The organism is Symbiopectobacterium purcellii (assembly GCF_019797845.1).
Classification (GTDB): Bacteria; Pseudomonadota; Gammaproteobacteria; order Enterobacterales; family Enterobacteriaceae; genus Symbiopectobacterium; species Symbiopectobacterium purcellii.
In genome coordinates this window covers 3,650,675-3,663,810 of record NZ_CP081864.1, presented here as the reverse complement: position 1 = coordinate 3,663,810, position 13,136 = coordinate 3,650,675, and the positions used below count along the sequence as shown (strand labels likewise).

Genomic DNA, 13,136 nt, shown 5'->3' with positions numbered 1-13,136 from the left:
CGATGCGAATTATTGTTTATGGCAGTTTACGACGCAAACAGGGAAACAGTCACTGGATGACGAACGCACAGTGGCTAGGGGATTGTCAGCTCGGTGGTTACGAGATGTATGACCTTGGCCATTATCCTGCGGTGGTAGTCGGGGAAGGGGAAATTCTTTGCGAAGTTTATCGCATAAGCTCATCTATCCTGACAGAACTCGATGCGCTAAAGCGTGATGGTCACGAATACAAGCGCGAGTTAATCAACACCCCGCTCGGGAGTGCGTGGATCTATCTGTATCAACACTCGGTAACAGGGTTGCCGCGTATCGACGATGGCGATTGGCTGACGCGCGAGCAGTAATGATACTGGGTAGTTGGTAAATAACAGCGTAACCGGCGCGGTGTCGGTTACGATTCATCTCTCTTTTCCTTGCCCCTCCTATACCACACCGTTCTGTTATCCTTTCATTAACAATAATGTTTCTCATTATCAATCACGAGTGCTAAGGTGAACGCCCCTTTGGGCCCGATGTGGGGCCATTCTGGCTGCCCCTGCGGGATAAGATGAGAAAGGTCATGGCAGAAAAACAGAAATACCGCATTTTTAACGTTGTGCTGGCGCATAAAACTTACCTGACGCCTTCCCTGATGCGCTGTGTGTTCTCCGGTGAGTCGGTACGCCAGATGAAAATGGACGCACCGGACCAACGCATCAAGCTGCTGCTTCCTCCCGCCGATGGCGTTTTCCCCGAATTGCCTGACAGTGATGAGTGGTATCGTCAGTGGCTGGCGCTGCCCAAGGCGCAGCGGCCGGTGATGCGCACCTACACCCTGCGCGATGTGGATGTGGCTAACGCTGAAATGGCGGTAGAGTTTGTGGTTCATGGCACTGAAGGGCCAGCGTCTGCCTGGGCAATACAGGCGCAACCGGGGGAGGCATTGCGCATTGTTGCGCCGTGCGCCGGTGATTATGAAGGCGATAGCGGTGGCTATGAGTGGCTGCCGCCAGCGGAAATGGCCCATGCCTTGCTAATTGGTGATGAAACTGCGCTGCCTGCTATCAAGGGTATTCTGGAACAGCTGGCGCAGCAGTCGAGCATCGTACAGGTGCAGGCGTTTATCGAAGTGCCGCTGGAAGCCGACTGCGTGGATATGAGCGCCTTTGCCTTTGCCGAGGTACACTGGCTACCGCGTAAGCCGCAGGGTGCCTCTTACGGTGAACGACTGTTGCATAGCGTGCGAGCGCATGTGCGTTTGCCGGAGATACGTGCGGAAGCAGAAGCCACCGAATTGCATGAAGTTGCAGAAGGTGAGTTGCTGTGGGAGTCGGCCAGTCAGACGCACGGCCAATTCTTTGGCTGGGTGGCGGCGGAGTCTTCGGTGGTGAAAAACCTGCGGCGTTACTTATCCGGTGAACGTCAGGTGCCACGCGATATCATCACGTTTATGGCTTACTGGAGCCGCGAACGGCAGCGCGATCTTTAACCGCGCGCGGAAAAGAAAACGGCGAGGAAATCCTCGCCGTAACATAGGTTGCGCAGTGCGCTACACGCTTATTTTTTCGCGCGTTCGAAGGAGGCAACGATCTCGGCTTTGGCCGCTTCCACGTCTTCCCAACCTTCAACTTTCACCCATTTGCCTTTTTCCAGCGCTTTGTATTGCTCGAAGAAGTGGGCGATTTGGCCACGCAGCAGTTCCGGCAGATCGTTCACGTCTTTGATGTGATCGTATTCTTTGCTCAGTTTGGTGTGCGGCACGGCAACCACTTTGGCATCTTCACCGGATTCGTCGGTCATTTTCAGCACGCCAACCGGACGGCAACGGATCACTGAACCGGGTTGCAGCGGATACGGCGTCGGTACCAGTACGTCAACCGGGTCACCGTCCAGAGACAGCGTGTTGTTGATGTAGCCGTAGTTGCACGGGTAGAACATCGCCGTTGCCATGAAACGGTCTACAAACAGGGCGCCAGTCTCTTTATCGACTTCGTACTTGATGGGGTCAGCGTTGGCCGGGATCTCAATAACTACATAGATATCATCTGGCAGTGATTTGCCCGCCGGGACGTTAATCAAACTCATGTCTGTTTCCTTTTTTCTAACGTCAGAAATGGAGTGGCGGCCATTATAGCCAACCCATTGGTAAAGTGCTGTGGTTTTTCACTCTCAGTGGCGTTTAGTCAGCATCATCGTTCGGCGGGGTTTCTTCTTTGCTACGGCGCTTCCAAATCTTGCTTTCCTGCCCGCGCCACAGACGTTGAATATTGTCGTGATGCCGCATCAGGATCAGGCAAGAGAGCATGGCCACCGGAAAGGTGAATTGCGGTTTGAACCACCACACATAAAAGGGCGCAATCAGTGCGCTTACAATGGCACCGAGGGAGGAATAGCCGCTCAGCAGTACGGTAAGCAGCCAGGTGACGGTCATGACACCGGTCAGATCCCAGCCGACAGGCGCGATAGCACCAAACGCGGTTGCCACGCCTTTCCCGCCGCGAAAACGGAAAAATACTGGGTAGATATGGCCCAAACAGGCGGCAATCGCGGTAATACCAAGATAAAGCGGTGTAACGCCGAGCGCGTAAGCGCCCCAAACCGGTAACATGCCTTTCAGCACGTCAAACACCAACACCGTAGCGGCGGCGGTTTTGCCTCCGATACGCAATACGTTAGTCGCGCCGGGGTTTCCTGAGCCATGCTGACGTGGATCGGGCAGACCCGCGATGCGGCACACCAGAATAGCACTGGAGATGGAGCCGCACAGATACGCGAAAATTATCATGCCAAGCGCGGTAGCACTCATAACGCGGTTCCGTTGAATAAAGGTCGTTTTACAGTTGCCATCCGTGGATAATACGCATATTCCGGCGGAAGTGATACCAAACAGCGCCAAAATCAGAGAACGACGTGATGGATATTGTATTTATAGAAGAACTTACCGTGATTGCCACTATCGGCGTTTACGACTGGGAACAAACTATTTCGCAAAAGCTGGTGCTCGATATCGAAATGGGCTGGGATAACCGTAAGGCCGCCGCAAGCGACGATGTCAACGACTGCCTCAGCTATGCCGATGTCAGCGACGCGGTGATTGCCCATGTCTCCAGTCAGCCGTTTGCGCTGGTCGAGCGCGTGGCGGAAGAGGTGGCGCAATTGCTGATGCAGAGCTTTGCCATCCCCTGGCTGCGGATCAAAGTGAGCAAGCCGGGGGCGGTCGCGCAAGCGCGTCAGGTGGGCGTTGTGATTGAGCGTGGCACCCGATAACCGAATTTTTTTATGAATCTTTTTTGTCAGTGAAACTAACACCCCGTTTTTTAGTCTATTGTGGTGGTGTTTAAAGTGGCGCACGCGGACAGCGTAGCCACTTTTTTTATGGGTGCTTCTTTTATTTCGGTTCGGAAAGGCAGGGCGCGAGCATGGCAGATCTCCACACGTTGGTGGTGGCATTTATTCTTGGGGTTGTTGAAGGGTTGACGGAGTTTTTGCCCGTGTCATCGACGGGGCACATGATTATCGTTGGCAGTTGGTTGGGGTTTGATGATGAGAAGGCGAAAACCTTTGAAGTCATTATCCAACTGGGCTCTATTTTGGCGGTCGTTGTGATGTTTTGGCGTCGTCTGTTTGGGCTGATCGGTATCCATTTTGGTGCCGTTCCTCATGAAGGGCGCGGTAAAGATCGTCTGAAGCTGGGGCATATTCTGCTGGCGATGATCCCGGCGGTGGTGTTGGGGCTGGTGTTTCACAGCACCATCAAATCACTGTTTACACCGCAGAATGTGATGTTTGCTCTGATTGTTGGTGGTTTCCTGCTGCTGGCCGCAGAGTGGCTGAAGCCGAAGACGCCGCGTGCCAACGGGCTGGATGATATCACTTATCGCCAGGCATTTATGATTGGCTGTTTTCAATGTCTGGCGCTGTGGCCGGGGTTCTCCCGTTCGGGCGCGACCATTTCCGGCGGGATGCTGATGGGCGTCAGCCGCTACGCCGCCTCTGAGTTCTCCTTTATTTTGGCGGTGCCGATGATGATGGGCGCAACGGTGCTGGACCTGTATAAAAGCTGGCATTTTCTGTCGCTGGCCGATGTACCGATGTTCGCCGTGGGCTTTATCACCGCGTTTCTGGTTGCGCTGGTCGCTATCAAAACCTTCCTGAAACTGATCAAACGCATTTCGTTTGTCCCGTTTGCGATTTACCGCTTCTTCGTGGCGGGCGTCGTCTATCTGGTATTCTTCTAACTCAGAAGGGGCGCTGTGCCTGCGCGGCCAGCGCGCGCAGGTAGTCCAGATGGCATAACGTGATGTAACTGGCACGGCAGGTGATGTAACCCTGCCGCTGCCACTCCGCCATCAGACGGCTCAAGGTCTCTGGGCGAATACCCAACTGTGTGGCCAACTGTCCGCGATTGAGCGGTAGCCGAACCTGCGCGTTTGGCTGGGTGTCTTGCTGGGAGCGGTGCAGGCGCAGCAGGTAATCCGCCAGCCGTTCCCCCGCCAAACTGGAGGTGAGCCAGTCGATCTGGTTGATGGTGGCGTAAAGCTTTTGACTGAGGTTGCCCAGCAGTTGCAGCGCCAGCGTCGGGCGTTGCAGACAAAATTGGTGCAGTGTCTCCCGTGGGATCAACATTGCTTGTCCTGCGCTGAGTGCCCGAATGTTCATCGGGAAGCGGCCGTGCTCCATAAACACGGCGGCGAGTGCTACCCATTCGCCGCGTACAAACTGCCCGAAGACCTTGTCATCCCCCTGATAGGTGTGACGAAACGCCTGTAGTTCACCCTGTTCCACCAGCGGACAGTAACGCATCTTATCCCCTTCGCGAAACAGCGTTTCCCCTGCCTGAAAGCGGATACGACAGCATGCTCGCTGTAAGGCGAGCACCACGTTTTCAGGCTCGTTGCGTAGCCACTGATGGGAAAACAGCACCTCGCAATGTTCCTCTGTCGGTAGGGGTATTTTGACAAACGTCATTGGCGTCTCACTCACGGGGTTCTACAGTGTGTGGCAATCAAAAAGAAATAATAATCATTTGCTTGTTTTCGGCAAGCACCTGAGCACGGTAATCGCGAAGAGGATGCAAGCATGTCAGAGAAACTGGCGGGACATAAATTTCTGGCGCGGTTGGGAAAAAAACGCCTGCGCCCGGGTGGGCGTGCGGCTACCGAGTGGTTGATACAGCAGGGCGCGTTGACGCCATCGACCCGTGTTCTGGAGGTGGCGTGCAATATGGGCACCACCGCCATTGAGATGGCGCAGCGTTACGGATGCGCCATCGTCGGGGTGGATATGGACAAGGTGGCATTACAGCAAGCACGGCACAACATTCTGGCTGCGGGTGTTGAGGGGCGGGTGACGGTGATGGAAGCGAACGCATTGGCGTTACCGTTTCCCGATAATCACTTCGATGTGGTGATTAACGAAGCGATGCTCACCATGTACGCCGACAAAGCCAAGCGTCCACTGATTCAGGAATACTTGCGCGTGCTAAAACCCGGAGGGCGGCTGCTGACCCATGACATTATGCTGTTGCCGCAGGCGTCGGATGACGTCACGGCGCAGATGCGCGCGGCCATCAATGTCAACGTTCAGCCGTTAACGCTGGCGGGATGGCGCAGCCTGTTTCTTGACAGCGGTTTCAGCCAGGTGGAGAACGCCCAAGGGGCAATGACGTTGATGACGCCGTCTGGCATGATTTACGATGAAGGCTGGGGCGGCGCGGCAAAGATTGTGCGCAATGCGTTGAAGGCGGAAAACCGCGCAACCTTCCTTCAGCTGTTTCGCACTTTCCGCCGCTACCGGCACCAGCTTAACTATATTGCGGTTTGTAGTACTAAATAAGCGGCTTACAGGGTTGAGGCGGGAATTTTCTGCGCTTTCCACGCGGTAAGCGCAGCAATACGTCGCTGGTGCAGCTCATCGCGCACGCCAATACCCTGAAAACCGTCGGCCACGACGGCGCTACTGGTGACCGCACTGGCAACGGTAAATGCCTCGCGCAGGTAGTCGCCTTGCGGATAGGGCGATTCCTCGAAACCGGTGCGGCCACGGGCATCCGCTTCACTGGTGAGCACCAGCTTCTCCAGTCGTTCCGGCTTGCGCCATACGTCCAGCGCATCAAACAGTTTCATCAACGTTTTGGGCTGCAAAACCGTTACGGTATGCGCCAGGTCATGATATTCCGCCACCAGCTTAGCCAGGTCGCGCAGCGCATTAGGCACGTGCAAGCGCTGGCACAGTTGCTCCACCAGTTTCACCCCCGCCGGGCCGTGTCCGTGGTGGCGCGGCCAGAGCGCCGGCGGCGTCAGCGCTTTTCCCACATCGTGGCACAGCGTGGCAAAACGCACATCAATCTCGGGGGTGAGGCGAGCGGCAATCATCAGTGTCATCAGCGTGTGAACGCCGCTGTCGATTTCTGGGTGCCACTGTGCCGGGGCGGGTACGCCGTACAGATTGTCGATTTCAGGAAACAGCACCGCCAGCGCACCGCAGTCGCGCAGTACCTGAAAATAGACGTGAGGTGAGCGGGTTGCCAGCGCCTTTTCCGTCTCTTTCCACACCCGTTCGGGCGTCAGAAAAGCCAACTCGCCCTCGCGCGTCATAAATTGCATCAGCGCCAGCGTTTCCTCCGCGATGTGAAAACCGAGATGGGCAAAACGCGCGGCAAAGCGCGCCACGCGCAGTACGCGTAGCGGATCTTCCTGAAAGGCCGGAGAAACGTGGCGCAGCAAACGCTGTTGCAGATCGTACCGACCGTGGTAGGGATCAACCAGCTCACCCTCTGCGGTTTGGGCGATGGCGTTGATGGTCAGATCGCGCCGCAGCAGATCCGCTTCCAGCGTAACATCGGGTGCCGCATGGCAAATAAAGCCGGTGTAGCCGTTTCCGGATTTGCGTTCAGTACGCGTCAGCGCATACTCTTCTTTGCTTTCCGGGTGCAAAAAGACGGGGAAATCCCGCCCGACCTGCTGGTAGCCAAGCGCTAACATTTGTCCCGGCGTGGCCCCCACCACTACCCAGTCACGCTCTGACACCGGAAGATCGAGTAAGGAGTCCCGCACTGCGCCGCCAACCAGATAACTCTTCAATACAAACTCCAGGCCGTCAAAGATGACTGACATTCTTTACTCATCCAACCATTCCTGCGTCGACGGGGATCGCTTACCGGTCAAATGCATGCCTTTGGCAAGAGATCCTCTGCCTGCGTCGAGGATGGTGGAAACACGACGTTAACATAAGGTTAATAGTTACATACCTATCGGCCTGCCGCAATCTATGCTGCAGGCCAATGTGATGCGTTATGTGGCCTACGCCTCAACGCATCCAGCGATCGTTTTTCTTTCTGCTGGGTATCAGGTGCGGTAGCAGCAAACCGATCAGCAAGCCGATACCCGCCACGCCGCCGCCGTACAGGAACCATTGCAAAATGATTTCCCGTTGCTTGTCATCCAGTTGCACATTGGCTGCATCGACCTTCTTTTGCGCGACAATCAGCTGATTTTTTAAATCCTGATTTTCGTTACGCAGCGCGGTGATGATATTGTCGCTGGCAGACACTTTTTGCTGCATATCGGCGGTACGCTGGTTCCATTCCTGATCGATATTGCCTAATCGCGCGGTGAGATCGGAAACCTGCTTTTCCAGTTCCGGCACGCGCAGGCGCAGGCTCGGCGTTTGGCTCAGTTGATTGAGCGGCAACCAACTGGTGCGATCTTTGCTATCGCGAATTTGGGCATAGCCGGCATTTTCATTCACGCTGAGTACGGTGACTTCCTCACCCGCATTGAGCGTGCCAATGATTCGATATTGGGTGCCAGGGCCGGTATGAATATAGGTCGACAGCTCATCGGAGATGTAGCGTTTATCTTCTGCATGACTCGCCCAACTCAGTGTGAGGCTGACAAAGGTGAAACAAACGAGGCCTAATTTCTTCATAATTTCATCATGTTGCGCGAATGGTTGGGTGATAGTAGAGGCATAAGTCTGACGAGGCAATGGGTAAACCGAAATGAGAACACTCCTATTACCCACGCCGCGTGACCTGTTATTGCCACCCGTTCGGTGTTTTTCTACCGCAGATGTTAGGGGTAAGGTGGTGTAATATAGCAAACATCCCTATTTTTCGTCGCTGATGAATGGCTGTCAGCATCCTGAATACAATGTGCCGCTGGCGAATGCCACTTTGGATATCCGCTTGCTACCCGCAGACGTCTGGCCGCCAGAGTGCGATGTCGACGCGCTTGCGCAGGCGCTACATCCGCTGTTTAGCACTCATTTTCAGCGTGAGCAATGGGTTATCGCTTATCACCAAAGCTTGATTGAAATTGCTTTCGATCAGGGAGAGGTGGCTGCCGGTGAATTGAGCGAGCCTATTCTGGAATTGGAGATGGAACTGAAAGCCGGGCAAACCGATGATTTGCTGGCACTGTCGCAAGAACTGGCGGAGTGGGGCGGAATTGCGCTCCGTATTCAGTCACCCGCTGGATGCGGATCACTATCAACAACAGTTGGCGCGTTTGCAACGTAACATCAATGCGTTCCTGCTGCTCTCCAGTGCCTATCCAGAAGCTGCCGTCGAGTCCTTTATCGCGCAGTGGCGTGCAGTAGAGCACGCTATCAAACACCTTCCCGCTTCGGGCGTGGACAGCGTGGTGGAAAGTGCGCGCCGCCAGGCAGTAGATCAAACGCCGTACTGGTTAAGCAGCGCCAGCGTGTAACGTATTATTGTTCCCCGGCGCGCCGGGATTCTCAGGGAGTTGCCATGTCGAATTCGCCATTCTCCACTGCGTTGCCGCCGCTGCTGGCGGAGCAGGCGCAGCGTGTGTTATCCCGCTTGCAAGAGAGCATGACGCTCCCTGCGTCCATCGCACCCGAGGATCTGGCGGTGCTGGCCTCCAGTGACTTTGTCAGTGAGGCGCTGGCGCGCTATCCCGAGTGGTGGGAGACATTGCATCAGCAGCCACCTCAGCCGGAGGAGTGGCAGCACTACGGGATCTGGTTGGCGCAGGCGCTGGAAGCGGTAAGCGATGAGGCGGCGCTGATGCGCGTGCTGCGTGAGTTTCGCCGTCGGATGCTGGTGCGTATTGCCTGGTCGCAATCACTTGCCACCAGCACTACGCCGCAAACGTTGCGTCAACTCAGCGAATTGGCTGAGACACTGATTGTGGCGGCGCGCGGCTGGCTGTATGACGCCTGCTGCCGCGAGTGGGGCACGCCGAGTAATGCGCAAGGGGAGCCGCAGCCATTGCTGATATTGGGCATGGGCAAACTGGGGGGTGGAGAACTGAATTTCTCCTCTGATATCGACCTGATTTTCGTCTATCCGGAAAACGGCCAAACCCGCGGGGGACGGCGCGAATTGGATAATGCGCAATTCTTTACCCGACTGGGGCAGCGCCTGATTAAAGCGCTGGATCAGATGACGGTGGACGGCTTTGTCTACCGTGTCGATATGCGTTTACGCCCGTTTGGTGATAGCGGTCCGTTGGTGCTCAGCTTTGCTGCGATGGAAGAGTATTATCAGGAGCAGGGGCGCGATTGGGAACGCTACGCGATGGTGAAAGCGCGTCTGATGGGCGGTATGGAGGATGCCTACAGTCAGGAACTGCGCGCGCTGTTGCGTCCGTTTGTGTTCCGCCGCTATATCGATTTCAGTGTGATCCAATCGCTGCGTAACATGAAGGGCATGATTGCCCGTGAAGTACGGCGGCGCGATCTGCGTAACAACATCAAGCTGGGCGCAGGCGGTATTCGCGAAATTGAGTTTATCACCCAGGTTTTTCAACTGATTCGCGGTGGACGTGAACCGGGGTTACAAGGCCGGGAACTGCTGCCGACGTTGCAGCACACCGGTAGCCTGGGCCTGCTCTCGCCGCAGCAAGTGGACGAACTGAGCAATGCCTATCTGTTTTTGCGGCGGCTGGAAAACCTGTTGCAGGCGATTGCTGATGAGCAGACGCAAACTCTGCCGCAAGAGGCGTTGAATCAGCAGCGTCTGGCGTGGGGCATGGGGTTTGACGGCTGGGAGGCGTTGAATGACGCCTTACAAAACCATATGCTGGCGGTGCGCCGGGTGTTTAATGACCTGATTGGCGATGATGCGCAAGACGGGCAGGATGCGCCGGAGTGCAGCGGTTACAACAGCGTATGGCTGGATGCGCCCGACGAAGTGGATATGGGGGCGTTGATGCCCCACCTCAGCGAAGACGCACGTAACGCATTGCTGCGCGCCATCACCGATTTTCGTCATGATTTGGTCAAACGCACCATTGGTCCCCGCGGGCGTGACGTGCTCGATCACCTTATGCCACTGCTGCTGGCCGAAGTGTGTGCTCACCAGCAGGCTGAGCTTATTTTGCCGCGCCTGACGCCGTTATTGCTCGGTATCGTGACGCGCACCACCTATCTGGAACTGCTGCTGGAATCGCGCCCGGCGTTGATTCAACTGGTGCGACTGTGCGCAGCCTCGCCGATGGTGGCAAGTCAGTTGGCGCGTTATCCGCTGCTGTTGGATGAACTGCTCGATCCGGCGACGCTCTATCATCCGCTGGCACCGGAAGCCTATCACGATGAACTGCGCCAATACCTGATGCGCGTGCCTGAGGACGATGAAGAGCAGCAACTGGAAGCGGTGCGGCAGTTCAAACAGGCGCAGCAGTTGCGCATTGCCGCAGGTGACATCGCGGGCGTGCTACCGGTAATGAAAGTGAGCGATCACTTAACCTATCTGGCGGAAGCCATTATCTCGGCCGTAGTGCAGCAGGCCTGGACGCAAATGGCGGCGCGCTATGGGCAACCGACACACCTGCAACAGCGCGAAGGACGCGGCTTTGCGGTAATTGGTTATGGCAAGCTGGGCGGCTGGGAACTGGGCTACAGTTCGGATCTCGATCTGGTGTTCCTGCTGGACTGCCCGGATGAAGTAGTAACCGACGGTGAGCGCAGTATTGATGGTCGCCAGTTCTATCTCCGTCTGGCGCAGCGTGTGATGCACCTGTTCAGCACGCGTACCTCATCGGGCATCCTTTACGAGGTCGATGCCCGCCTGCGCCCGTCCGGGGCGGCGGGAATGCTGGTCAGTACCGTCGGGGCTTTTGGCGACTATCAACAACATGAAGCCTGGACCTGGGAACATCAGGCGCTGGTGCGTGCGCGCATGGTCTACGGTGAGCAAGGCGTGCAGTCGCAGTTTGAGGCGATACGGCGTCAGATTTTATGTCAGGAACGCGAGCCTGAGACGCTGCGTGCACAAGTGCGCGAAATGCGCGAGAAAATGCGCCAGCATCTGGCCAATAAAGACCCTGCGCTGTTCGATCTCAAAACCGATGAGGGCGGTATCACCGATATCGAATTTATCGTGCAATATCTGGTGCTGCGTTATGCGGCACAGGAACCGCGCCTGACGCGCTGGTCTGATAACGTGCGCATTCTGGAACTGATGGCCCAATGTGGCGTGATGGACGAGGACGAAGCGCGGGCGCTGACGCTCGCTTACATCACCCTGCGCGATGAGTTGCATCATTTGGCGTTGCAGGAACAGTCGGCACGTGTCAATGCTGAACGCTTTTTGACCGAGCGCCAACAGGTGAAAACCAGCTGGGAAAAATGGCTGGGGGCCGGGGCGCAGTAGGCAAAGAATGTTGTTTCGAAGGGCTGCGGAGGCTGTGCTATTATCGCGGCCAACTGTATGACAAAAAACATCTTGGAGTGGGTGCATGAAAGTTTCATTACCTGATTTTCGTCAGGCTGGCGTGCTGGTGGTAGGGGATGTGATGCTGGATCGCTACTGGTACGGTCCTACCAGCCGTATTTCGCCAGAAGCGCCTGTGCCGGTCGTCACAGTCGATACCATTGAAGAACGTCCCGGCGGTGCAGCCAACGTGGCCATGAACATTGCGGCGCTGGGTGCCAACTCCCGCCTGGTCGGGCTGACGGGCATCGATGACGCTGCGCGTGCGCTGAGCGCCAAACTGAGCGATGTGAACGTCAAGTGCGATTTTGTTTCCGTCCCGACGCACCCCACTATCACCAAGCTGCGCGTGTTGTCGCGCAACCAGCAGTTGATTCGCCTGGATTTTGAAGAAGGTTTTGACGGGGTTGATCCGCAGCCTATGTTGGAGCGCATCGCGCAGGCGCTGCCGAAAATCGGCGCATTGGTGCTGTCAGACTACGCGAAAGGTGCTCTGGCGCATGTGCAGGCGATGATCCAAACCGCCAATGCGGCGGGGGTGCCGGTGCTGATTGATCCGAAAGGGACCGATTTCGCTCGCTATCGCGGTGCCACCTTGCTGACCCCGAACCTGTCTGAGTTCGAAGCGGTTGCCGGGCGCAGCAAAACCGAAGAGGAGCTGGTCGCGCGCGGTGAGAAAATGATTGCCGATTTTGACCTGTCCGCTCTGCTGATCACCCGTTCCGAGCAGGGCATGACGCTGCTTCAGCCGGGCAAAGCGCCGCTGAATCTGCCGACACAGGCGCAGGAAGTCTACGATGTGACCGGCGCGGGCGATACCGTGATTGGCGTATTGGCAGCAGCACTGGCGGCGGGAAACTCACTGGAAGATGCCTGTTTCTTAGCGAACGCCGCAGCCGGTGTGGTGGTGGGCAAGCTGGGAACCTCGACCGTCACGCCTATCGAACTGGAAAATGCCATTCGCGGTCGCGCTGACAGCTGTTTTGGCGCGATGGATGAAGCGCAACTGAAAGCGGCCGTGGCGCAGGCGCGTCTGCGCGGTGAAAAAATTGTTATGACCAACGGGGTGTTCGATATTTTGCACGCCGGTCACGTTTCTTATCTGGCGAACGCGCGCAAGCTGGGCGATCGCTTGATTGTAGCGGTGAACAGCGATGATTCCACCAGCCGCTTAAAGGGCCCTACGCGTCCGGTCAATGCTCTGGCACAACGTATGGCGGTGTTAAGCGCTCTCGGCGCGGTGGACTGGGTGGTACCGTTTGAAGAAGACACGCCGCAGCGCCTGATTGCTGGCATTCTGCCGGATATTCTGGTCAAAGGCGGTGACTACAAGCCGGAAGATATCGCAGGCAGTAAAGAGGTGTGGGCCAACGGCGGTGACGTACAGGTGCTGAACTTTGAAGATGGCTGTTCTACCACTAACATTATTAATGCCATCAAAGCGAATACGCCGCGATAAACCAAAAGAGTACGG

At 56.3% G+C, this 13,136-nt stretch carries 14 protein-coding genes; 9 read left to right on the top strand and 5 right to left on the bottom strand.

Features of this window, described 5'->3' with window-relative positions:
- Positions 1–2: 2 nt before the first annotated feature.
- A complete protein-coding gene (locus tag K6K13_RS17160; RefSeq protein WP_222158058.1) occupies positions 3–344 on the top strand; it encodes a gamma-glutamylcyclotransferase family protein in 342 nt (113 codons plus the stop codon).
- Positions 345–559: 215 nt separating this feature from the next.
- Complete coding sequence (locus K6K13_RS17155) at positions 560–1,468, top strand: siderophore-interacting protein (protein WP_222158057.1); 909 nt, start codon at positions 560–562, stop codon at positions 1,466–1,468.
- Between the two features lie 68 nt (positions 1,469–1,536).
- Here K6K13_RS17155 and ppa read toward each other — a convergent pair whose 3' ends face one another.
- Together ppa and plsY are read right to left on the bottom strand one after the other, a co-directional pair.
- Positions 1,537–2,064 (bottom strand): inorganic diphosphatase, encoded by a 528-nt coding sequence (gene ppa / locus K6K13_RS17150; RefSeq protein ID WP_222158056.1) that lies wholly within the window; start codon positions 2,062–2,064, stop codon positions 1,537–1,539.
- A gap of 94 nt (positions 2,065–2,158) precedes the next feature.
- Complete coding sequence (gene plsY, locus K6K13_RS17145) at positions 2,159–2,785, bottom strand: glycerol-3-phosphate 1-O-acyltransferase PlsY (protein WP_222158055.1); 627 nt, start codon at positions 2,783–2,785, stop codon at positions 2,159–2,161.
- Between the two features lie 107 nt (positions 2,786–2,892).
- Here plsY and folB point away from each other — a divergent pair, with 107 nt between their 5' ends.
- Together folB and bacA are read left to right on the top strand one after the other, a co-directional pair.
- Positions 2,893–3,246, top strand: a complete 354-nt coding sequence (gene folB, locus K6K13_RS17140; protein WP_222158054.1) for a bifunctional dihydroneopterin aldolase/7,8-dihydroneopterin epimerase — start codon at positions 2,893–2,895, stop codon at positions 3,244–3,246.
- A 152-nt stretch (positions 3,247–3,398) separates the two neighbouring features.
- A complete protein-coding gene (gene bacA, locus K6K13_RS17135) occupies positions 3,399–4,217 on the top strand; it encodes an undecaprenyl-diphosphate phosphatase (RefSeq protein WP_222158053.1) in 819 nt (272 codons plus the stop codon).
- A gap of 1 nt (position 4,218) precedes the next feature.
- On the opposite strand, the gene K6K13_RS17130 is transcribed toward bacA, so the two are convergent.
- Positions 4,219–4,947, bottom strand: a complete 729-nt coding sequence (locus K6K13_RS17130) for a Crp/Fnr family transcriptional regulator (RefSeq protein ID WP_222158052.1) — start codon at positions 4,945–4,947, stop codon at positions 4,219–4,221.
- Positions 4,948–5,058: 111 nt separating this feature from the next.
- Between K6K13_RS17130 and K6K13_RS17125 the strand changes: the two genes are divergently transcribed.
- Positions 5,059–5,814: an SAM-dependent methyltransferase gene (locus tag K6K13_RS17125; RefSeq protein ID WP_222158051.1), complete on the top strand. Its 756-nt coding sequence runs from the start codon at positions 5,059–5,061 to the stop codon at positions 5,812–5,814.
- A 5-nt stretch (positions 5,815–5,819) separates the two neighbouring features.
- Here K6K13_RS17125 and K6K13_RS17120 read toward each other — a convergent pair whose 3' ends face one another.
- Together K6K13_RS17120 and K6K13_RS17115 are read right to left on the bottom strand one after the other, a co-directional pair.
- The gene (locus tag K6K13_RS17120) at positions 5,820–7,061 is read right to left on the bottom strand and encodes a multifunctional CCA addition/repair protein (protein ID WP_222161157.1); all 1,242 of its coding nucleotides are present in this window, start codon (positions 7,059–7,061) and stop codon (positions 5,820–5,822) included.
- 226 nt (positions 7,062–7,287) lie between these two features.
- Positions 7,288–7,908 carry a TIGR04211 family SH3 domain-containing protein gene (locus tag K6K13_RS17115; protein WP_222158050.1) on the bottom strand — a complete coding sequence of 207 codons (621 nt, stop codon included), beginning with the start codon at positions 7,906–7,908 and terminating at the stop codon, positions 7,288–7,290.
- Between the two features lie 196 nt (positions 7,909–8,104).
- Between K6K13_RS17115 and K6K13_RS17110 the strand changes: the two genes are divergently transcribed.
- The 4 genes from K6K13_RS17110 to hldE all read left to right on the top strand — a co-directional run bounded on the left by K6K13_RS17110 (position 8,105) and on the right by hldE (position 13,121).
- Positions 8,105–8,500, top strand: coding sequence for a CYTH domain-containing protein (locus K6K13_RS17110; protein WP_252120337.1), 396 nt, complete (start codon positions 8,105–8,107; stop codon positions 8,498–8,500).
- Positions 8,490–8,690, top strand: coding sequence for a hypothetical protein (locus K6K13_RS23370; RefSeq protein ID WP_252120336.1), 201 nt, complete (start codon positions 8,490–8,492; stop codon positions 8,688–8,690). Before K6K13_RS17110 ends, K6K13_RS23370 begins: the two co-directional genes overlap by 11 nt.
- A 44-nt stretch (positions 8,691–8,734) precedes the next feature.
- Positions 8,735–11,602 carry a bifunctional [glutamate--ammonia ligase]-adenylyl-L-tyrosine phosphorylase/[glutamate--ammonia-ligase] adenylyltransferase gene (gene glnE / locus K6K13_RS17105; protein ID WP_222158049.1) on the top strand — a complete coding sequence of 956 codons (2,868 nt, stop codon included), beginning with the start codon at positions 8,735–8,737 and terminating at the stop codon, positions 11,600–11,602.
- 85 nt (positions 11,603–11,687) lie between these two features.
- Complete coding sequence (hldE, locus tag K6K13_RS17100) at positions 11,688–13,121, top strand: bifunctional D-glycero-beta-D-manno-heptose-7-phosphate kinase/D-glycero-beta-D-manno-heptose 1-phosphate adenylyltransferase HldE (RefSeq protein ID WP_222158048.1); 1,434 nt, start codon at positions 11,688–11,690, stop codon at positions 13,119–13,121.
- Positions 13,122–13,136 lie beyond the last annotated feature (15 nt).

Coding starts and splice junctions, on each gene's coding strand:
- K6K13_RS17160 (WP_222158058.1), top strand. CDS start 3: ATGCGAATTATTGTTTATGGCAGTTTACGACGCAAACAGGGAAACAGT.
- K6K13_RS17155 (WP_222158057.1), top strand. CDS start 560: ATGGCAGAAAAACAGAAATACCGCATTTTTAACGTTGTGCTGGCGCAT.
- ppa (WP_222158056.1), bottom strand. CDS start 2,064: ATGAGTTTGATTAACGTCCCGGCGGGCAAATCACTGCCAGATGATATC.
- plsY (WP_222158055.1), bottom strand. CDS start 2,785: ATGAGTGCTACCGCGCTTGGCATGATAATTTTCGCGTATCTGTGCGGC.
- folB (WP_222158054.1), top strand. CDS start 2,893: ATGGATATTGTATTTATAGAAGAACTTACCGTGATTGCCACTATCGGC.
- bacA (WP_222158053.1), top strand. CDS start 3,399: ATGGCAGATCTCCACACGTTGGTGGTGGCATTTATTCTTGGGGTTGTT.
- K6K13_RS17130 (WP_222158052.1), bottom strand. CDS start 4,947: ATGACGTTTGTCAAAATACCCCTACCGACAGAGGAACATTGCGAGGTG.
- K6K13_RS17125 (WP_222158051.1), top strand. CDS start 5,059: ATGTCAGAGAAACTGGCGGGACATAAATTTCTGGCGCGGTTGGGAAAA.
- K6K13_RS17115 (WP_222158050.1), bottom strand. CDS start 7,908: ATGAAGAAATTAGGCCTCGTTTGTTTCACCTTTGTCAGCCTCACACTG.
- K6K13_RS17110 (WP_252120337.1), top strand. CDS start 8,105: ATGAATGGCTGTCAGCATCCTGAATACAATGTGCCGCTGGCGAATGCC.
- glnE (WP_222158049.1), top strand. CDS start 8,735: ATGTCGAATTCGCCATTCTCCACTGCGTTGCCGCCGCTGCTGGCGGAG.
- hldE (WP_222158048.1), top strand. CDS start 11,688: ATGAAAGTTTCATTACCTGATTTTCGTCAGGCTGGCGTGCTGGTGGTA.